This is a genomic window from Butyricicoccus sp. AM05-1 (genome assembly GCF_003474415.1).
In the GTDB taxonomy this organism is placed as follows: domain Bacteria; phylum Bacillota; class Clostridia; order Oscillospirales; family Butyricicoccaceae; genus Agathobaculum; species Agathobaculum butyriciproducens.
This window is the reverse complement of record NZ_QUDG01000002.1, coordinates 297,408-317,450: the sequence shown is the minus strand read 5'-3', so window position 1 is coordinate 317,450 and position 20,043 is coordinate 297,408. Positions and strand designations below refer to the sequence as shown.

General features: G+C 56.5%; 13 protein-coding genes and 1 pseudogene. 8 read left to right on the top strand and 6 right to left on the bottom strand.

Annotated elements, in window-relative coordinates:
• Nucleotides 1-60 precede the first annotated feature (60 nt).
• The 3 genes from DW088_RS05475 to mfd all read left to right on the top strand — a co-directional run bounded on the left by DW088_RS05475 (nucleotide 61) and on the right by mfd (nucleotide 5,543).
• Nucleotides 61-1,302: a cysteine desulfurase family protein gene (locus tag DW088_RS05475; protein WP_110435446.1), complete on the top strand. Its 1,242-nt coding sequence runs from the start codon at nucleotides 61-63 to the stop codon at nucleotides 1,300-1,302.
• Between the two features lie 117 nt (nucleotides 1,303-1,419).
• Complete coding sequence (gene nifU / locus DW088_RS05470) at nucleotides 1,420-1,854, top strand: Fe-S cluster assembly scaffold protein NifU (RefSeq protein ID WP_118360044.1); 435 nt, start codon at nucleotides 1,420-1,422, stop codon at nucleotides 1,852-1,854.
• 224 nt (nucleotides 1,855-2,078) lie between these two features.
• A complete protein-coding gene (mfd, locus tag DW088_RS05465; protein WP_118360043.1) occupies nucleotides 2,079-5,543 on the top strand; it encodes a transcription-repair coupling factor in 3,465 nt (1,154 codons plus the stop codon).
• Between the two features lie 700 nt (nucleotides 5,544-6,243).
• Here the strand turns inward: mfd and DW088_RS05460 are convergent.
• The 4 genes and pseudogenes from DW088_RS05460 to DW088_RS05445 all read right to left on the bottom strand — a co-directional run.
• Nucleotides 6,244-7,050 (bottom strand): annotated as a pseudogene (locus DW088_RS05460) (PSP1 domain-containing protein); the annotation flags it as partial.
• 29 nt (nucleotides 7,051-7,079) lie between these two features.
• Nucleotides 7,080-7,961 (bottom strand): hypothetical protein, encoded by an 882-nt coding sequence (locus DW088_RS05455; protein WP_118360041.1) that lies wholly within the window; start codon nucleotides 7,959-7,961, stop codon nucleotides 7,080-7,082.
• Nucleotides 7,958-8,281 carry a cyclic-di-AMP receptor gene (locus DW088_RS05450; RefSeq protein WP_110435421.1) on the bottom strand — a complete coding sequence of 108 codons (324 nt, stop codon included), beginning with the start codon at nucleotides 8,279-8,281 and terminating at the stop codon, nucleotides 7,958-7,960. Before DW088_RS05450 ends, DW088_RS05455 begins: the two co-directional genes overlap by 4 nt.
• A 61-nt stretch (nucleotides 8,282-8,342) precedes the next feature.
• Nucleotides 8,343-9,788: an aminotransferase class I/II-fold pyridoxal phosphate-dependent enzyme gene (locus DW088_RS05445; protein WP_118360040.1), complete on the bottom strand. Its 1,446-nt coding sequence runs from the start codon at nucleotides 9,786-9,788 to the stop codon at nucleotides 8,343-8,345.
• Nucleotides 9,789-10,129: 341 nt separating this feature from the next.
• On the opposite strand from DW088_RS05445, the gene serC reads away from it, so the two are divergent.
• The 4 genes from serC to DW088_RS05425 all read left to right on the top strand — a co-directional run bounded on the left by serC (nucleotide 10,130) and on the right by DW088_RS05425 (nucleotide 16,144).
• A complete protein-coding gene (serC, locus tag DW088_RS05440; RefSeq protein WP_118360039.1) occupies nucleotides 10,130-11,221 on the top strand; it encodes a 3-phosphoserine/phosphohydroxythreonine transaminase in 1,092 nt (363 codons plus the stop codon).
• Between the two features lie 104 nt (nucleotides 11,222-11,325).
• On the top strand, nucleotides 11,326-12,477 hold the full coding sequence (locus DW088_RS05435) for a 3-phosphoglycerate dehydrogenase family protein (protein WP_118360038.1): 1,152 nt from the start codon (nucleotides 11,326-11,328) through the stop codon (nucleotides 12,475-12,477).
• Nucleotides 12,478-12,674: 197 nt separating this feature from the next.
• Nucleotides 12,675-13,709 (top strand): tyrosine-type recombinase/integrase, encoded by a 1,035-nt coding sequence (locus tag DW088_RS05430; protein WP_158574617.1) that lies wholly within the window; start codon nucleotides 12,675-12,677, stop codon nucleotides 13,707-13,709.
• Nucleotides 13,710-13,873: 164 nt separating this feature from the next.
• Nucleotides 13,874-16,144: an S-layer homology domain-containing protein gene (locus DW088_RS05425; protein ID WP_118360036.1), complete on the top strand. Its 2,271-nt coding sequence runs from the start codon at nucleotides 13,874-13,876 to the stop codon at nucleotides 16,142-16,144.
• A 179-nt stretch (nucleotides 16,145-16,323) separates the two neighbouring features.
• On the opposite strand, the gene DW088_RS05420 is transcribed toward DW088_RS05425, so the two are convergent.
• Together DW088_RS05420 and DW088_RS05415 are read right to left on the bottom strand one after the other, a co-directional pair.
• On the bottom strand, nucleotides 16,324-17,400 hold the full coding sequence (locus DW088_RS05420) for a DUF4179 domain-containing protein (RefSeq protein WP_118360035.1): 1,077 nt from the start codon (nucleotides 17,398-17,400) through the stop codon (nucleotides 16,324-16,326).
• Nucleotides 17,384-17,875 (bottom strand): RNA polymerase sigma factor, encoded by a 492-nt coding sequence (locus tag DW088_RS05415; RefSeq protein ID WP_118360034.1) that lies wholly within the window; start codon nucleotides 17,873-17,875, stop codon nucleotides 17,384-17,386. The genes DW088_RS05420 and DW088_RS05415 overlap by 17 nt, the downstream gene beginning before the upstream one ends.
• Before the next feature lie 419 nt (nucleotides 17,876-18,294).
• Between DW088_RS05415 and DW088_RS05410 the strand changes: the two genes are divergently transcribed.
• Complete coding sequence (locus DW088_RS05410) at nucleotides 18,295-19,818, top strand: 4Fe-4S dicluster domain-containing protein (RefSeq protein ID WP_118360107.1); 1,524 nt, start codon at nucleotides 18,295-18,297, stop codon at nucleotides 19,816-19,818.
• Nucleotides 19,819-20,043: the final 225 nt, after the last annotated feature.

The following is a 20,043-nucleotide window of genomic DNA, read 5'->3' as shown; positions in this document are numbered from 1 at the left end:
AACCGCCTGTTCAGCTTGTGTTTAAGACAACCTTTTTGGACAAAGAAAGGCAGATATACTATGGAAAAGAGATTCGTATATGCGGATAACGCGGCGACGACCCCGATGTCCGAAACTGCGTTTAACGCTATGAAGCCGTGGCTGACCGAGAACTACGGCAACCCGTCTTCGCTGTACCGCATCGGCCGTGCGGCAAAGGAAGCGCTCAACGATGCGCGTACCGTTGTCGGCAAGTGCCTGAACGCGGCAGAGCCGGTAAACGAGAAGAACGACTATGCACCGGGTGAGATCGTATTCACCGGCGGCGGTTCGCAGGCGGACAACCTTGCGATTCGCGGCTTTATGCACGGTCCGTCCTCCAAGGGCCGCAAGCACATCATCACCTCCAAGATCGAGCATCATGCAGTGCTTTACACCTGCGAGGCGCTTGAGAAGGAGGGCTACCGCGTTACCTATCTGAATGTGGATAAGGAAGGCCGTGTAGACCTTGAACAGCTTAAAGCAGAACTGTCCGAGGACACCGCACTGGTTTCCGTTATGGCGGCAAACAACGAGATCGGCACGATTCAGCCGATCAAGCAGATTGCCGAGCTGGCGCATTCGGTTGGCGCAAAGTTCCACACCGACGCGGTTCAGGCTGTTGGCCATATGCACATTGACGTGCAGGAGATGGGCATCGACATGCTGTCCCTGTCCGGTCATAAGTTCCGCGGTCCGCGCGGCACCGGCGTGCTGTATGTGAAGAAGGGCATCACTCTTGAGCCGCTGGTATACGGCGGCGGTCAGGAGCGCGGCCTGGTTTCCGGCACCGAGAATACCGCAGGCTGCATCGGTCTGGCAGCAGCGATGAAGGAGGCCGTTGAAGGTCTGGACGAGAAGATGGGATACGTTAAGAAGCTGACCGATAAGCTGGTTAAGGGCATTATGGAAAACATTCCGTACTCCCACTATACCGGCGATCCCGTAAACCGTCTGCCGGGCACCGCTTCGTTCGTCTTTGAGGCGATTGAGGGCGAGGGCCTGATCCTGCGACTGGATAACGCAGGCGTATGCGGCTCCACCGGTTCGGCGTGCTCGACCGGTTCGCTCGATCCGTCTCACGTTCTGATGGCGATCGGTCTGCCGCACGAGATCGCGCACGGCTCTCTGCGCCTGACTCTGGGTGAACAGAACACCGAGGAGGACGTTGATTATATCATCGAGACGGTCACCGATGTTGTTAAGACCCTGCGCTCGATGAGCCCGGTTTGGGAGAACGGTCATCCTAACCTGACCGCTGCAACCGAGCTGCACGCACATTAAGATAAGCGGAAACGTATCCCGTAGGGCGCGACGACTCGGCGCGCCGGGGTTGTCGCGCCCTACGATTGATTTTCCTGCAATATATTCATTTGATTGGACAAAAAGGAGATAGATTTTATGCAGTACAGTGAAAAGGTGCTCGACCACTTTACGCATCCGCGCAATGTTGGCGAGATTGAGGATGCAAACGGTGTCGGCGAGGTCGGCAACGCAAAGTGCGGCGATATTATGAAGATTTACCTCAAGGTGTCGGACGACGGCATCATCGAGGACGTTAAGTTCAAGACCTTCGGCTGCGGTGCAGCGATCGCAACCAGCTCGATGGCTACCGAGATGGTAAAGGGCAAGAGCCTGGAGGAAGCGCTCAAGCTGACCAACAAGGCCGTTGCTGAGGCGCTGGACGGTCTGCCGCCGGTAAAGATGCACTGCTCCGTGCTGGCAGAGGAAGCGCTGCGCTCTGCAATTTCCGACTATTACAAGCGTCTGGGCAAGGACCCGGCGGAGATTCTCGGCTGCAATGCAGACTGTGAGACCTGCCACAAGGCAGACTAACACGCATATTCCGCAAAAAATACGCATAACATTAGGGCAGATTGAGAAATCTGCCCTTTTGGTGTCTCAATAATTAAGAATGAATAATGGAGAATTGAGAATTAGCGCTATCCTTGCGCAGACTTCAGTCGCGTTGCGCTCGTATCACGCTTTGCGCGATTATTCAATAACCGCTTTTACAGGCGGACTCCTCCATTTTCCATTACGAAAGGGAGGTGAACCTCTTGAACGAAATTACAAAAAGTATAACTTTTCTAAAAGAATACAAACAGTTAAAACAAGCCGTTGATGAGGGCAAAACTCCGGTGCTGGCGGTTGGCTTATCAGCCATCCACAAGGCGCATCTGGCGGCGGCGTTAGGACTGGATACAGGCCGTCCGGTACTGGTTTTGACCGACGATGATAACGCTGCGAATCGATTTGCTGCTGATCTGCGCGGTTTTTCCGAGCGTGACATTGTACAGCTGCCCTCTCGTGAGCTGGTGATGGCGGATGTAGTCGGTGTGTCGCGCGGCTACGAGCAGCGCCGTCTGGCAGCACTGGACGAGCTGGCGGAAGCGCATTTTGCGGTCGCGTCCGTGCAGGCGGCAGCCCAGCGCACCATGCCGCCGGAGGCGCTCAAGGCGGCAATCGTGTCGCTGGCCACCGGTGAAACCGCGCCGCTGGATGAGCTGGCACAGTCGCTCACGCGCGCAGGCTACGAGCGCTGCGTACAGGTCGAAGGCATCGGTCAGTTTTCCATTCGCGGCGGCATCCTCGATGTATTTCCGCCGCAGGCAGAGCACCCATACCGTGTGGAATTCTGGGACGATGAGATTGACTCAATCTCCACGTTCGACGTCGGCAGTCAGCGCCGGTTGGAGCAGTGCGAGTGCCTGCGCTGTCTGCCGTGCATGGAATCCATTCCTGCACTGGCGAAGGGCGGTGCGGCAGGACTGGCAAAGGCTGTTCTGGCACTCACCTCGACCCGCCGGAAGAAGCAGCACGCGGATTTGCAGACTAACCTCGAACGGGACGCGGAACGTCTGCGCGAGACCGGTTCGCTGCTCGCAGCGGACAAGTATATGCCGCTCATTTATCCCGAAATGGCGACCGCGTTCGACTATCTGCCCGAAAATGCCATTGTCATCATCGAGGACACGCCGCGTCTGCGTGACGCTGTCCGCGATTTCCACGCGCGTGTAGCCGACGATGTAACCGCGCTGCTCGAGCGCGGTGAAATGCCGCCGAATCTGGGAGAATATGCGCTCGATTTTGTCGGCGTATGCAGCATGAAACGCCAGATTCTGCGTCTGGACAGCTTTCTCAACAATGTGGCCGAGCTGACGCCGCAGCATCTGGAAAACTTTATTGCCAACCAGATGAACGCCTACGGCGGCAATCTCGACATGGCGTCTGCCGACATCCGCAGCTACACCGAGCAGGGACGCGCGGTGGCGGTCGTGTGCGGCAGTGCGCTGCGCTGCCGGAACATGCTGGATGCGCTGACCGACACCGGTCTCAACGTAAAAATCAGCGACCTGCTGCCCAAGGGCGGCTGCGTCAACATCATGGAGGGCACGCTGTCTGCCGGTTTTGAGTATCCCGATCTCGGCCTTGTTGTCATGACCGAGGGACAGGTTCTTGCCCGGCGAAAGAAAACGCAGGTCAAGAAGTCCAACCGTGACAAGGTGAAGTCATACACCGACCTGACGCCGGGTGATCTTGTCGTGCATGAGCACCATGGTATCGGTCGGTTTATCGGCATGGAGCGCATGACGGTGGACGGTTCCGAGCGCGATTTCATCAAAATTGCGTTTGCGGGAACGGATTTTCTGTATGTTCCGGCGACTTCGCTCGACCTCATCTCCAAATACATCGGCGGCGGTGACAACGAGCGCGTGCGGCTGAACAAGCTCGGCGGCGCGGACTGGAGCAAGGCGAAAGCACGCGCCAAAGCGGCTGCGAAGGAGCTGGCCGAGGGTCTCATCAAGCTGTACGCCGAGCGCGCCAAGGTCAAGGGTTACGCCTTCCCGCCGGATGACGCGTGGCAGCGCGAGTTCGAGGAGGATTTCCCCTACGAGGAGACCGACGACCAGCTGCGCTGCATTGCCGAGATTAAGGACGATATGCAGTCCGACCGTCCGATGGACCGCCTGCTGTGTGGTGATGTCGGCTTCGGCAAGACCGAGGTCGCGCTGCGTGCCGTGATGAAGTGCATTCTCGCGGGCAAGCAGGCGGCGATCCTCGTACCGACGACCGTACTCGCGCGGCAGCATTACCTGACCGCGATGCAGCGTTTTCAGGGTCACCCGATCACGATCGAGCTGCTCACGCGCTACAAGACCGGCTCGGAGCAGACTGCGCTGCTCAAAAAGCTGGAGGCGGGCTCGGTCGATCTGGTTATCGGCACGCACAAGCTGTTCAACAAGAAGATCAAGTTCAAGGATCTTGGTCTGCTCGTCGTGGACGAGGAACAGCGGTTCGGCGTTGGACACAAGGAAACGCTCAAGGAAATGAGCAAAAACGTGGACGTGCTCACGCTGTCGGCAACGCCAATCCCGCGCACGCTCAACATGGCGCTGTCCGGTATCCGCGATATGTCCTCCATCGAGGAGCCGCCGCAGAACCGCCATCCGGTGCAGACGTTCGTGCTTGAGCAGAACGACGGCGTGCTGCTCGATGCCATCCGGCGTGAGCTGGGACGCGGCGGGCAGGTGTACTACCTGCACAACCGCGTGGAGTCCATCGAGCGATGTGCGAACATGTGGCAGCAGCGGCTTCCGGATGCGCGAATCGGCATCGTTCACGGCAAAATGGGTCAGAAAGAGATCGCAAAGGTTATGAACGAGATGGCGGACGGCGAGATTGATATTCTGGTCTGCACCACGATTATTGAAACCGGCATTGATATTCCGAACGCGAACACGCTCATTATTGAGAACGCAGACAATATGGGTCTGGCGCAGCTGCACCAGATTCGCGGCCGTGTCGGTCGTTCGTCGCGCCATGCGTATGCGTACCTGTGCTATCGGCATGGCAAAGCGCTCAGCGAGATTGCGCAGAAGCGCCTTGGTGCGATTCGTGAGTTCGCAGCGTTCGGCTCGGGCTTCAAGATTGCCATGCGTGATCTGGAAATTCGCGGTGCAGGCAATGTGCTCGGTCCCGAGCAGTCCGGCCACATGATGAGCGTCGGCTATGATCTGTACCTCAAGCTGCTCGAAGAGGCTGTGCAGGAGGAGAAGGGAGAAACACCCAAGCCGCGTGTCGATTGTGCGGCCGAACTGCTGATTTCCGCCAACCTTCCCGCCGATTATGTTGCGGATGCGGGGCAGCGTGTCGATCTGTACCGCCGTATTGCGCTCATCCGAACGGACGAGCAGCGCAGTGATATGCTTGACGAGCTGATCGACCGCTTCGGTGAACCGCCTGCGGAGGCCATCGCGCTGCTGGATATCGCGCTGCTGCGTGCCAAGGCCAGTGAGCAGGGGATTGCGGAGATCAAGCAGCAGGACGGACGGCTGCTGCTCACCTTCTCCGAGACCGATTTCGCGCGCCTGTCCGCGCTCTGCGGTGACAGTGAATTCAAGGGCCGCCTGCTGCTCAACGCCGGTTCGACACCGTATCTGTCGCTGCGCTTGAATAAGGGCGAGAAGGCGATGGAAATGGCACAGACGCTGGTTGATAAGTACGCTGCCACGGCAAAATAAGCAGGAGAATGGTAGAAAGCATGATTCATTGAAGTCAGTTTCCTTCGATGAGCTTGCAGATAGGGGAGCGGCTGTAGTTGCGCAAAAAAAGAGCGAAACCATGCGGTTTCGCTCTTTTTGAGACTGTCGAAAAACTACAGTTTTTCCGACAATCTGTGTTTTGACTTTGCAAAACACGGACGTCCGAAAGTTCCCATGCGGAAACTTTCTCCCTCTGAAAGTATGAAAACCGAGGTACACGCCCTCAGTTTTCATGCATTTGCGCCGCAAATGCTATTTCATGCGCGCTGCCGCGCGGCAGCGTCAGCATCGTGAAAACGGACTTTATTGACAGACTGAAAAAGAGCGAAACCATGTGGTTTCGCTCTTTTTCTCATTCTTCGCCGGAATTCGGTTCCGGAGCACCGTTTTCGCCATTCGGTTTGCGGCGGCGTCTTCCGCCTCTGCGGCGGCGACGGCGCGGCGCACCTTCACCGTCCGGAGACAGCTCATTCTGAGCATCTTCGGGCAGTTCGTCTGCGGCAGTCTGCTGCGGGGCAGGCTTGCGCGGCGGACGCGGCTGCTGCGGCTTCTGATGCAGAGTCTCGCTCTTTTTCGGTGCATCCTTTTTAGGTGTGGGAGCGGCAGCATCCTCCTGATCCTCGCGCTTGCGGCGTTCCTCGGCCATAGCGGCGGCATTCTGACGGTTGCGGCACGCACCCTTTACCATGCAGCACTGCGTGCACTGGAACTCGGTCAGCGAGTGCTCCGGACTGTCGTCCAGCTGCACCTTGCAGGTGCCGCGCAGCATCTGGGTGGAAATCACCTTGCCGCGGCCTTCCGGCGTATCGACCACGCTGCCCTGACGCGGCGTGACCTTCTGCAGCTCGGCGTAGGCCTCGTGCTCATACTTGAGACAGCACATCAGGCGGCCGCACACACCGGAAATCTTCGCCGGATTGAGCGACAGGTTCTGATCCTTTGCCATATTGATGGAGACCGGATGGAAATCATCGAGATACGAGCTGCAGCACAACTCGCGGCCGCAGCAGCCCAGACCGCCGATCATCTTTGCCTCATCGCGCACGCCTATCTGGCGCAGCTCAATGCGGGTGCGGAACACGCTCGCAAGGTCCTTAACCAGCTCGCGGAAGTCCACGCGGCCGTCTGCGGTGAAGTAAAACAGCAGCTTGTTCATATCAAAGGTGCATTCCGCGGTGACAAGGTTCATTTCCAGACCGCGGTCCTCGATCTTCTGCTTGCAGATAATAAACGCCTCGTCGGCACGCTTTTTGTTGCGCTCGAGCGTTTTCATATCGGTCTCGGTTGCCACACGGACCACGCGCTTGAGCGGCTGCACGACCTGCTGATCGGGCACATCGGTGTTGCCCTGCACGCAGTCGCCGTATTCCACGCCACGGGCCGTTTCGACGATCACACCCGTACCGGGTGCGATTTCCAGACCCTGCGGGTCGAAATAATACATTTTTCCGTTCGATTTGAAACGAACTCCGATTATTGTTGTCAAAAAGTTTTCCTCCTGTATGATGGAAACGCTTAGGAAGCGTAACAGATGCGGTAGATATCGCTTGTTAATGCACAGGTGACAGCCGCGGATGCCGCGTTGCGCGACACACGGTCGATCAGCACATCAATAAAATCGTAGACCGCCAGCAGACGTTCCGTACTGACGGCGCCGGCGAGTGCCTGCGTCTGCTTGCGGAGTGCAGGCTGCAGCGGCTTTTGCGGCAGAGCCTTCGAGACGAAAATCGCGTCCCGGACAGCGGCCTGCAGAATGCCGAGCACGCCTGAGAGTGCGCGGCGCGGCGTTTTTTCCAGACCCATTGCACTGAGCATCATGCGGTCCTCGCGCCGTTCGGCAACCGCAGAGAGATAGGGTGCAAGCAGGCTTGCCGCTTCCTCGTCCGACACCGCCGCCTGCGACGGCTCGAGCGCAAATTTAGTGCAGCGCGAGCGCACGGTCTGCAGCAGCGAATCCGGCTGCTCGGCGGTCAGAATGAAGAACGCATATGCAGGCGGCTCCTCCAGCTCCTTGAGCAGCGCATTCTGCGCCATGGGATTGAGATTCTGTGCATGGTGAATGACTGTCACACGGCGTTCGCCGTCATTCGGGATAATGGCGTTTTCCGCCTTGAGCTGACGCGCCAGATCGACCTTGAGTTCGGCCTCTCCTTCGTCCACGATCATCAGATCCGGGTGCACACCCTGCTCCACCTTGCGGCACGGCAGACAGTTTCCGCACGGATGACTGCCCGTGCCTTCGCATAAAATACCGGCCGCGAGTACAGTCGCAAGGGTTTTGAGCGCCGCCGGATCGTCACCGGACAGCAGCACGGTCTGCGGAAACCGCTCGTTCAGCGCATGCTTCAGGCTGTTTTTGAGCGCATTGTTGCCCGCAAGTGCGTCAAATGAAATCACAGCTTTTCAAAACGCTCGACGTTGAGTACAAATACGGTTGCGCCGCCGACTTCGACCTGCACCGGCGTGGACGGGAAAAAGCCCATGCCGAGCTCAGCTGTTGCCGGCATGATCTGCTTGCGGGAGGAGGAGTGCTCGCGGATGATGTCAAAGCACTCATCCAGCTTGCTTTCGTCCAGACCGATCAGGATCGTGACGTTGCCTGCTTTGAGGAAGCCGCCGGTGGTCGCCAGTTTGGTGATGGAAAAGCCTGCTTTCATCAGGCTGGAGATAACATCCTGCGAATCATCGTAATTGATGATAGCCAGTACCATTTTCATAATAGTAACCCCCTATTCGCATTGCTGCGCGGAAACATATCGTTTGCTTGGATGAGACGCGTTATTGATGGACAACAACGGTTATTTCATCTATTATATTGTACCATCTTTCACGGATAAGTGCAATGTGCGCTCCTGTAATTTTCTCGCCGGGCCAGAGCAGCGGCACACCGGGCGGATACGGCGTGACCGGACGGGCGCAGACCAGACCCTCGGCAGCGGCAGGCTGGACTCTGCCGGTCTGTGAGAACCATGCGTCGCGCACGCTCATCACGCGCTCGGCGGGCGGAAACGGTGCGGACAGGGACGGCAGGGGAATCAGCTCGCGCCGTCTGGAAATGCGCCGCAGACCGCGCTTCAGACGGCTGATCGCACCGTTCGGGTCGGAGCCGGTGAGGATGAACACAACATTGCGGTCGTCCGCCATCTCGCACGCCACGCCGCATTCGCTCCACAGCGTATCGGCCAGCTGGTGACCGGTGATGTCGGTTCCGGCGGTGCACACCGTCAGACGGCATGGGTCAAGCGCCGGAAAATGATCCTCGGTCAGTGCGGTGAACATGGTCCGGTGCTGCACATAGGTACGCAGTTCGGCGCAGGTTTCTGCCGAGCGGCGGTACTCCGCGTGACCGGGACCCTCGGTGTAGGCACGCGCAAGGTCAATGGACGCCATAATGGGGTAGGACGGACTGGACGTGCCGAACAGCATGGTGTTTTCGCGCAGTGCGCGGCGGTCCACGCCTGCCGCGGAGAGCAGAACGGCGCCCTGTCCCATGCACGGCAGCGTTTTGTGCATGGAGAGCACGGCCATATCCGCACCTTCCGCGACCGGCGTCGGCAGGCCGACGGCAGGGAAGTGCGCACCGTGTGCTCCGTCTACGAGCAGCAGCTTGCCGTGCGCGCGGCACAGATCGGCAAACTCGGGAATCGCCCGCCGGATGCCGTAATAGGTCGGAGAAGTCAGAAGGATTGCCTTGATCTCCGGATGCGCGATCAGCTGTGCTTCCGCATCCTTGACCGGAAGCGCACCGGAAACCGCGAATGGCTCGATCAGCGGTGCAGAAAAGAAATACGGCGTAATGCCGAGCAGCGCACAGCCGTAGCAGACGGACTTGTGTACTTCACGGTCGAGCAGGACAGCGCCGCCGCGTCCGACCGCTGTGCCGAGCATGGCCAGAATGCCCTGTGTCGAGCCGCCGGTCAGAAAAAAGCAGTCCTCCGCGCTGAAATACCGCGCGGCGGCAACCTCCGCATCGCGGATAGGGCCTTCACCGGTGTACAGGTTACCGGTGCCGTAGGTTTCGGTAAAGTCGATGGAAAAAATATCCGCATAGGTGTTGAAAACCGGCTCACCCTTGTGCCCGGGCATGTGAAACCGCGCGGAGTCGCCGGTCTCGAGCAGCTGCAGAGCATGGAACAGCGGCGCCGTCGTGAACGGCATCAGGCGGTTGATCTGTCTGTGATTGGGACGGTGGCTGTGCGGCGCAGCCGGTCGGCGGTGGTGCATAGTTGAGTTGGCTCCTTACATTATTGTGCTATAATACAGTATAACACATAATTAGGAATTAGGAATTAGGAATTGCCGTGATTCACAGGTATGCATTCACCTATCACAAAAAATTACTGATTTTTGATTACGCATTACTAATTTTCATGAACTGTCCACAATGTGCAGACATTCGTTTATTCATTACGGATTTTTTGGGACATTTTTCGGTAGCCAACGGCAGGGCTTTGTATTATAATAAATAATACGTTCCATTCATAAAAGTAATATCACCGCGACAGACCGTGATATGTAAACTGGGAACGTCTTTACGCTTATATTTGAAAGGCAGGCTATTCACTATGGCAGACAATCGTATCTACAATTTTTCCGCAGGCCCCTCCATGCTTCCAGTTCCGGTGCTTGAGCGCTGTGCAGCCGACATGCTGAACTATCAGGGCTCCGGTATGTCAGTCATGGAGATGAGTCACCGTTCAAAGGTATATGACGGCATTATCAAGGAGACCGAGGCTACTCTGCGCCGCGTACTCTCCATTCCGGATAACTACAAGGTTCTGTTCCTGCAGGGCGGCGCCACCACCCAGTTTGCAGCGATCCCGATGAACCTGCTGAAGACCGGCAAGGCTGACTATGCGCTGACCGGCAGCTTCGCTTCCAAGGCTTACAAGGAAGCGCAGAAGTTTGGCGACATGCACGCTGCATTTTCCTCCAAGGAGACCAACTTCGACCACGTTCCGACGCAGGATGAGCTGGATATTCGTCCGGATGCCGATTACTTCTACATCTGCGCCAACAACACCATCTACGGCACTGAGTATCAGTACGATCCCGAGACCCCGGCAGGCGTTGAGCTGGTAGCGGATATGTCCTCCAACATCCTGTCCAAGCCGGTTGATGTTTCCAAGTACGGCGTTATCTACGCCGGCGCACAGAAGAACATGGGCCCGGCCGGTGTTACCGTTGTCATCGTCCGCGAGGATCTGCTCGGCAACTATCCGCTCGAGAAGTACCCGGTTATGCTGGACTGGAAGACCATGGCTGACAAGGATTCCATGTACAACACGCCTCCCACGTACGGCATCTATGTACTCGGTCTGGTTGCCAAGTGGGTTGAAGACATGGGCGGCGTAAAGGCTATGCAGGAGCGTGCTGAAAAGCGTTCCTCCATGCTGTACAATTACCTCGATTCTCAGGACTTCTACAAGACTGTAGCCGCAAAGGATTCCCGCAGTCACATGAACGTAACCTTCCGCACCGGCAACGACGAGCTGGACGCAAAGTTTGCCAAGGAGTCCATGGCAGCCGGCATGTCCAACCTGAAGGGCCACCGTTCGGTAGGCGGCATGCGTGCTTCCATCTATAACGCAATGCCGATCGAGGGCGTTGAGAAGCTCATCGACTTTATGAAGAAATTCGCTGAAGAAAACAAGTAACAATAATTGAGAATTGATAATGGAGAATGGGAAATTGCGGTATCGCGCAAGGATAGCGACATTTTCCATTTTCAATTCTCCATTTTTCATTGGAGGATAATCCCATGTATAACGTAAAACTCTACAACAAGATCTCGAAGGTAGGTCTGGACGATCTCGATCCGGCAAAGTACACCTGCTCCGAGGATTTCACCGATTATGACGCCGTTCTGGTTCGTTCTGCCAAGCTGCATGACGTCGAGTTCCCGAAGAACCTGCGCTGCATCGCGCGTGCAGGCGCCGGTGTCAACAACATTCCGATCGACCGCTGCTCCGAGGAAGGCATCGTAGTCTTCAACACGCCGGGTGCAAACGCTAACGCCGTTAAGGAGCTGGTTATCTGTGCACTGCTGCTGGCTTCCCGCAAGGTGGTACAGGGCGCAAACTGGGTTAAGGGCCTCAAGGGCACGCCGGATATCGGTCCTGCTGCAGAGAAGGGCAAGTCCACCTACGCAGGCCCGGAAATCGCCGGCAAGAAGCTGGGCATCATCGGTCTGGGTGCGATCGGTGTTAAGGTTGCAAACGCGGCTGTTGGTCTGGATATGGAGGTCTGGGGCTATGACCCGTACCTGTCGGTTGACGGCGCACTCAAGCTGTCCCGCTCCGTCAAGCACGTTACCGAGCTGGACGAGATTTTCGCAAACTGCGATTATATCACCATCCATGTTCCGCTGAACGCTGACACGAAGAACACCATCAGCGAGGAAGCCATCGGCAAGATGAAGGACGGCGTTCGCGTCATCAACCTCGCGCGCGGCGAGCTGGTTGACACCAAGGCAATGGCGAAGGCACTCGAGAGCGGCAAGGTTGCAGCATACGTTTCCGACTTTGCTTCCGACGAGATTCTTGAGCAGGAGAATGCCATCACGCTCCCGCATCTGGGCGCATCCACGCCGGAGAGCGAGGACAACTGCGCTAAGATGGCCGTTTACGAGATTACCGAGTACCTCGAGAAGGGCACCATCCGCAACTCTGTCAACTTCCCGAACCTCAAGGTTCCGTACGAAGGCGGCTACCGCATCTGCATGATCCACAAGAACATCCCGAACATGATCGCATCCATCACCTCCGTTGTTCGCTGCAACATCGAGAATATGGGCAACCGTTCCAAGGGTGACTATGCGTACACCATCATCGACACCGCAGAGGCTCCGACCGAGGCTAACCTCGACGAGCTGCGCGCGATCGAAGGCATGATCTCTGTTCGCACGATCTAATTGCCATAAAACCGATAAAACCGCTCTGAATGCAGATTCGGAGCGGTTTTTTGTTGCTTTTCTGTGCAAATTGAATATTGTCGAATTTGGTCGAATTTTCGTAAAATATGGAAATGCAGGACAAGACAGCACCGCAGCTTTCATTGTGCGGTGCTGCCGAATACTGCAGGATGACTATTTTTACAGGAGGCTTCTCAATGGAGAACATACGCATTTACGAGGAGGACGGCTACATTCACTTTATTATGCGTCCGGAGGACCTGATGCGGCTGCGCTACTCGACCGAAGCGAAAACGCCGTTTGCAGACTTCATGGACCGCTGGCTGACCCAGATGAAAACGCAGGTGCGCGAAAACACGATGGACGGCTACCGCTACGCATTTGAAAAGCACATCAAGCCGTTTTTCACCGCACGAGGGACAACGCTTGCTACGGCACGGCCGATGGATTTTCAGGATTTTGTCAACCTGAAATTCGATCAGGGGCTTTCACCGACTTCGATCGTTAAGTTCCATTCCATTATGCATAAGTGCCTGAAATACGCGGTAGCACTGCAGATTATCCCGACGAATCCGTCGGATAATGTCATGCTGCCCAAGCGGACGCGCTTTCGAGGACAGGTGTACGACCGGACGCAGATCAACATTTTTCTGGCAGCGGCGCTGCAGTCGCCGGCAGAGGCGGCGTTCGTGCTGGCGGCAACCTATGGTCTGCGCCGCAGCGAGTGCGCCGGTCTGCGCTGGTGTGCCGTGGATTTTCGGGCACGGAGCATGATTATCAATCATACGGCGGTGCTGTCCTCCGGACGCGTGATCTACGCGGACAGCGTAAAGACCAAATCCAGCTATCGGACGCTGCCGCTGTCCGACTCGCTCCGGCGGTATCTGACCGATCTGCGCCGCAGACAGAACGCCAACCGCAAAAAGTACGGCAAAGCCTACTGCCAGAGCGATTACGTCTGCTGCCGTGAGGATGGTTCGCCGCTCCGGCCGGATTACATTTCGCGTGAGTTCGAGCGGGTGTGCCGCCGTGCGTGCCTGCCGCGTATCCGGTTTCATGATTTACGGCATTCGGTTGCAACGATTCTGCTGCAGCAGGGCTTTTCGCTCAAGCAGATTCAGGACTGGCTGGGGCATTCCGACATCTCCACCACAGCCAACGTTTACGCACATGTGCCGTATGTGGAAAAGGTATCTATCGCCAAGAGCGCAACACCGATTATCGGCAACTGATGTGCATTCTGGGAATGTAACATAATCGTAACATTCCGGCGGGTTGTTTCACCATTGTTACACTTTGCCGCCTGACCTTGTATGAGAGTGCGTGAGTGCTTATAATGTATATTGTATAAGAATAACAAGGATAGAGAACTTTACACAATATACAGGTGAAGCATATGTTCAAAAAAACACTTTCCGCGCTGGCGGTTGCGTGTGTGATGCTGGTGAGTGCGGCTGCGGCCGGCACTATTTTTCCGGCAGAGTGCACCGACATTGACGGCGTGACACGCGCAGGCTATCTGGATGAGGACGGCATGACCGTTCTTCCGTTTGCCTACGCACAGGCAGGCGATTTCGCGGACTGCGGACTCGCTGCCGTAGAAAACGAGCAGTGGCAGACGGCGGTGATCGACCGCACGGGAAAACTCGTCATTGCATACACGGATTCGCCGGTTTCGGTGGATTTTTCGGATACGATAGTTGCGTATCGTTACACTGACCACAGCGTGTATTATGCGACTGACGGCAAGCGCATTGGCTCATATCCGGGCGCGGTCGGCTTCTTTGAGGACGGACTGCTGCTGTGCAGAAATGCGGATACCGGTCTGTATTCCTATGTCAAGCAGGATGGTTCGACTGCATTTTCGGGCAGCTACCGTAAGGCTGGCGCGTTCTCAAACGGCAGAACGCTTGTGCAGACGCAGGACGGCGATTATCAGGCAATCGACACCGAGGGCACGGTGCTGTACACTCTGCCGAATGACGTAACGCCTTCCTACATGGCGATTTACGGCGAGAGCACGGTGGTCGTCACCAACGGCACCAATCAGGCGCTGTATTCGCTTTCGGAGGGCAAACTGCTGACCGAGTTTCTGTACAACACCATCTCGGAGTTTCACGATGGCGAAGCCATGGTTCGTCAGATCAACCGCTGGGGCATTATGGATACCACCGGCAAGCTGCTGACGGCGCCGACGTATTACTATCTGTCCTACATGGGCGAGGGTCTATACGCGGCCCGCAGTGAGGACGGTTCGGTTTCCGCGGTGGATGCGGGCGGCAGCCTGTCTTACCGCACACTGAGCTACATCAGCGGCTTCTCCGAGCTGCGCTACGGTCTGTCGTGGCACAACACCGCAGACGGCACACTGATTTTCTTCCGCAAAAACGGCGGCTTTGCAGCGTCCGTTAAAGAGGCGGAGAACCCGACCATTCTGACCGAAAACGTGGTCTGCGTCACGCAGGACGACACCCGCAAATATATTGATCTGCGCAGCGGCAAAACGCTGTTCGAGCAGCCGAAGTCGTTCGACCTTGGCGGCGGCATCACCGCAAGGACTGTGCATTACGAAAAGTTCATGGGCTATCAGCAGGACGGCACGGAGCATGGCTGGGATGTCGATTTTCCGGAGATCAGCGGTCTGAGCGACAAAAAGGTGCAGAGCACCATCAACAGCGAAATCCGTTCGTTCTTCCTCAAGGGACCGTCCGTTACCGCAGAGTATGATGCGCTCGAGGGCAGCTACGGTGCGTCCGTGGAAGGCTCGGTGCTCGTTGTCTGGGCCAACTGCGTGAGCGGTAAAGGCGCCGGTTCATCGGTCTGGAATAACTGTCTGGCATTTGATCTGTACACCGGCACGCAGTACACACTGAACGACCTGCTGACCGATGACTACATCGAGACGGTCAAGCAGCTGCTGCCGGACGATCATGCGATTTATCTGTACAGCTATCCGCGCATCAGCACGAAAGGCGTAACCTATTTTTACAACGAATACGAGAGCGCTTCCCGCCGAGCTTATACAGAGGAATATCTGCTGACGTTTGAGCAGCTTTCCGGTGTGCTGAACTGCAACAGCGCATGCTATAAGGCGTTGATGACACCGTATTCGCCCAAAGTTTCGGCTGCTGCGACTGGCTACAGCGATGTGAGCAGTACCTGCTGGGCACTGCAGTATATCAATACAGTGACCGAGCGCAAGCTGATGACCGGCGCGAACGGTAAATTCCGTCCGAACGATAAGATCACGGCGGCTGAGGTCTGCACGACCATCGCGCGTCAGCGCGGTCTGTCCGGCAGCGGCGCACTGCCCGCAGGCGTTCGCGCAGGCGAGTGGTACTCGGATGCGGTCAGCGCGGTGTACGCAAACGGTCTGCTCGAGGGCCTGAGCGATAACTTCCGGCCGACAGCTGCCATGACCCGCGAGGATGCGATGCAGCTTTTTGCAAATCTGCTGCAGGCGGACGGCACAGCGGCCATGAGTGATACCGAAACCGCACAGACGCTGGCGTCTGTCAAGGGCGCAGGCTCTATCTCGGCGGACCGCCGAAATGCGGTTGCACTGTGTATGCAGAAGGGTTTGGTGCAGGGCTTCAGCGACGGCACGATCAAGCCGCAGGGTACGTTCACCCGTGCGGAGTTTGCAAAGCTGCTGACGACGATTTGATTGAAAATGAAGAATGGAGAATGGAAAATGCTCATGCAGCATTCCGTTCTCCATTTTTGTTTAGGCATGAGAAAACCCCGGAGACTACCACTCTCCGGGGTTTTCGCAGCTCATGGCTGTGTCACATCGTTGTTAATAGTTATAGCACCGATCTTGCGATAATGCAAGCACTCCGCCGATTATTTTACCGGAATCGTAGTATCACCGATGGTGACGGACGCCACTTCATCAAGCGGGAGAATGGTATCGAACGTGCCCTGGCGGGTGCAGACGGTCTTGCCGTCATGCGGGTCCATGCTGCCGCCGTTGCCTGGCACGTCGATTACAGTGCCGTCCTTCTTATTGATAAGCAGTTTTGCGGAAAATGCGTCCCATGTATCGCGGTGGCTGGCGGGTTCCTGACCGCTTTCGGCATTCTCAAACGGTGCTTTGCCATCAACCGTGTAGACAAAGTTATAGCCGATAGGCGAGAGCAGGACTTTATTGATCGTTGCGGTTTTGCCACCTACTTGAATAGACTGACCGGCAGGCAGTTCAACCGCGCTGTTATCGGCCTCCAGCTTGAACTTGAGATGCCAGGTACCGTCGGCGATGGTTTTGGTTTCAGCGCCGTTATCAGTTACTGCTGTCAGGTCGCCGAGCATAATCTTTGCTGTACCACCGGTCGTAACTGCGTCAGTGTACGACATGGTTTCAACATACTGAATGGCATTATCATTCGGATTTTCGTCATAGAAATAGCTACTGCCGATTGCGCCTTGCGCATTCAGGCCGATATTGCTGTCTGCACGATTCCAGTACACATTCAGCAGACCGGTATCCGGGTTTTTCGTGCAGTCGAACGCCGAACCGTCCTCCTTCTCCAAGGTGTAGGAAATGAGGTAGTTATAGCCGTCGAACAGAATCGCATCCGCGGTGACGGTCACGCCGTTCGAGGTATCGCTCGCGCCGATCGGGCGGCCAATCTGGTCGATGATTTCGGTGTCTGCTGTCGGACCGAATACGCCGGCAAATGCGTCGCTCGCGGACTTGAATACGCCGGTTGCGCCTGCACCGATGCTCAGCACCAGAGCGGCAGCCACGCCGACCGCCGCGATGCGCGGAAAACGGCGTACACGATGAATGGCAACCGGCTGCTCCGGCTGCTCGGCGGCAGTCATCAGGCGATCAACCATGCGGCTTTTCGCTTCTTCGGAGAAGCGCAGCTCGTCCAGTGCGGAATTATACATTTTGTTATCATTATACTCTCTGTTCATAAAGATCCCCTCCCAAGGTGGTGCGCAGGCTTTTGCGCCCGCGGCTCAGGTGTGCGGAAACGGCAGACTCGCTCTGACCGAGCAGAGATGCGATTTCACGCACGGAATAGCCCTCGTAGTAGTGCAGATAGACTGCTTCACGGTATTTGCGCGGCAATGCCATCACCGCATCGAGCACATTGGAATCCGGTGCGGCAGGCGCGGGTGTCGCGGCAGCGGCCTCCAGACCGACGTTGCGCCGGTGCGCGGCGCGCAGACTGTCTTTGCAGGCGTTGGCGGTCGCGCGGATGATCCACGCTTTTTCGTGCGCCGGACTGTCAAAGGTTTGACCGCCGGTCAGCAGCTTGAGGAAGATATTCTGGCAGATGTCCTCGGCATCGTGCGTGGACTTCAAATAGGTGTAAGCCAGCCGCAGGATTAGGTCGGAGTACGTCTGCACCAGACGTTCGGCGTCTGCCCTGTCAAATTGTTTCATTGGTTTCAGCTCCTTTGGAAAGCAACGTTGCTTCACCTATAATACGATTGCGGATTGCGTATCCTGACAGAGAGGATAAATTTATTATAACATAAATGCGTTAGCGGGCACCGTTCCCGCGCGCCGCAGCGTGCATCGCCCGCTTTTCGTCAAGCGTAAAACCTTCGATTTTGCAAGGGATAGAAAGACACCTGTCCGTCTGCGCGTTGTTTTTCAACAGAATGCCCAAAAAATGCAGGTAAAATTGTAACAAAGTAATTGTTAAAAAATCTACAAATACTCTTTGCAGAAAGCCCTGTTTATGGTATCCTGTTAAAAGAGCACATGCGCTCTGCCGGGAGCGCTCATAAGATAGTATAAAGGGAAGACCCGCTCAACGGGTCGCAAAGGAATTCAGGAGGATAAAACAAGCTATGGCTATGAGAGGTGTAGAAACCCGTATTCAGGAGATCCGCCACCGCATTTTCACCGAGGTTGCCCGTATGGCGTACCATACCGAGTGGCCGACCGACCGCCGTATCGAAGCACTGCCGTACGATATCATGCCGGGTGAGGTTGGCAACATCCGCAATGATATTTTCCTCGAGCGCGCTATCGTTGGCGAACGCCTGCGTCTGGCGATGGGTCTACCGTGCCGCAGCGCCGCCGAGCACGCGCCGCTGTCCGACAACATCGAGGCTGCCACCCGCGAGGAGACCTACTACACGCCGCCGCTGATCAACGTCATCAAGTTCGCATGCCATGCCTGCAAGGAAAATGAGGTCATGGTCACGGACGGCTGTCAGGGCTGCATGGCGCATCCGTGCGTTGAGGTATGTCCCAAGGGCGCAGTATCGCTCGATCGCTTCAACGGCCGTTCTGTTATCGATCAGGAGAAGTGCATCAAGTGCGGCCGCTGCATGGATGTCTGCCAGTATCACGCCATCATCCGTCAGGAGCGCCCGTGCGCGGCAGCCTGCGGCATGGATGCCATCCACAGCGACTGCAATGGCAGAGCCGATATTGATTACGAGAAGTGCGTTTCCTGCGGTCAGTGTCTGGTAAACTGCCCGTTCGGCGCGATTGCCGATAAATCGCAGATTTTCCAGATGATTCGTGCAATTCAGGCAGGCGAGCGTGTTTATGCGGCCGTAGCACCGGCATTTGTTGGCCAGTTCGGTCCGAAAATGACCCCGGGCAAGCTGCGTGCGGCTATGAAGCGCCTCGGCTTTGCCGATATTATCGAGGTTGCCATCGGCGCTGACCTGTGTGCGGCACAGGAAGCCGAGGACTTCGTTAAGGAGGTACCGGAAAAACTGCCGTTCATGGCAACATCCTGCTGTCCGGCATGGTCCGCAATGGCGAAAAAGCTGTTCCCGGATCAGGCAAACTGCATCTCGATGGCCCTCACCCCGATGACGCTGACCGCTCGACTGGTCAAGCACCATCAGCCGGGCGCAAAGGTTGCGTTTATCGGACCGTGCGCGGCAAAGAAGCTCGAAGCAATGCGTTCGGACGTGCGAAGCGAGGTCGATTTCGTGCTGACGTTCGAGGAGATGGCCGGTATTTTCGCCGCACGCCATATCGACGTGGAAAATCTCAAGGAGGACCCGCACGGCATCAACGATGCATCCACGGACGGCCGTAACTTTGCGGTATCCGGCGGTGTAGCAAATGCGGTTGTCAACGTCATCAACGAGAAGCACCCGGACCGCGAGATCAAGGTGGCAAACGCCGAGGGTCTGCGCGACTGCCGCAAGCTGCTGATGGCCGCCAAGGCCGGCAAGTACAACGGTTATCTGCTCGAAGGCATGGCATGCCCGGGCGGCTGTGTAGCCGGTGCGGGCACGATGCAGTCCATCAAGAAATCCGCTGCGGTAGTCGGCATGTATGCCAAGCAGGCGGAACACCAGACTGCAACCGGCACGCATCATGTTGCCGAGCTGGATAAGCTGGTTGATTAAGGCAACACCGCACAATTAAAGCTGCGGCGCTTTGCGGAAATTTTGTGCCCTGACTTTGGCTTCGGTTTCTTGCGCGAGTTCCGTCCGCGCTGCCGAGATTTCACGGTAATACGTCAAGTATTACCGCAAAACCGCGCCTCGTCAGTACGCAAAATTTACTCGCAAATCGCTCTTGTCCAATTATGCGGTATTGCCTTAAAAAATAATGCTATAAAAGCCACTGTA

Coding starts and splice junctions, on each gene's coding strand:
- DW088_RS05475 (WP_110435446.1), top strand. CDS start 61: ATGGAAAAGAGATTCGTATATGCGGATAACGCGGCGACGACCCCGATG.
- nifU (WP_118360044.1), top strand. CDS start 1,420: ATGCAGTACAGTGAAAAGGTGCTCGACCACTTTACGCATCCGCGCAAT.
- DW088_RS05450 (WP_110435421.1), bottom strand. CDS start 8,281: ATGAAAATGGTACTGGCTATCATCAATTACGATGATTCGCAGGATGTT.
- DW088_RS05445 (WP_118360040.1), bottom strand. CDS start 9,788: ATGCACCACCGCCGACCGGCTGCGCCGCACAGCCACCGTCCCAATCAC.
- serC (WP_118360039.1), top strand. CDS start 10,130: ATGGCAGACAATCGTATCTACAATTTTTCCGCAGGCCCCTCCATGCTT.
- DW088_RS05435 (WP_118360038.1), top strand. CDS start 11,326: ATGTATAACGTAAAACTCTACAACAAGATCTCGAAGGTAGGTCTGGAC.
- DW088_RS05430 (WP_158574617.1), top strand. CDS start 12,675: ATGGAGAACATACGCATTTACGAGGAGGACGGCTACATTCACTTTATT.
- DW088_RS05425 (WP_118360036.1), top strand. CDS start 13,874: ATGTTCAAAAAAACACTTTCCGCGCTGGCGGTTGCGTGTGTGATGCTG.
- DW088_RS05420 (WP_118360035.1), bottom strand. CDS start 17,400: ATGAACAGAGAGTATAATGATAACAAAATGTATAATTCCGCACTGGAC.
- DW088_RS05415 (WP_118360034.1), bottom strand. CDS start 17,875: ATGAAACAATTTGACAGGGCAGACGCCGAACGTCTGGTGCAGACGTAC.
- DW088_RS05410 (WP_118360107.1), top strand. CDS start 18,295: ATGAGAGGTGTAGAAACCCGTATTCAGGAGATCCGCCACCGCATTTTC.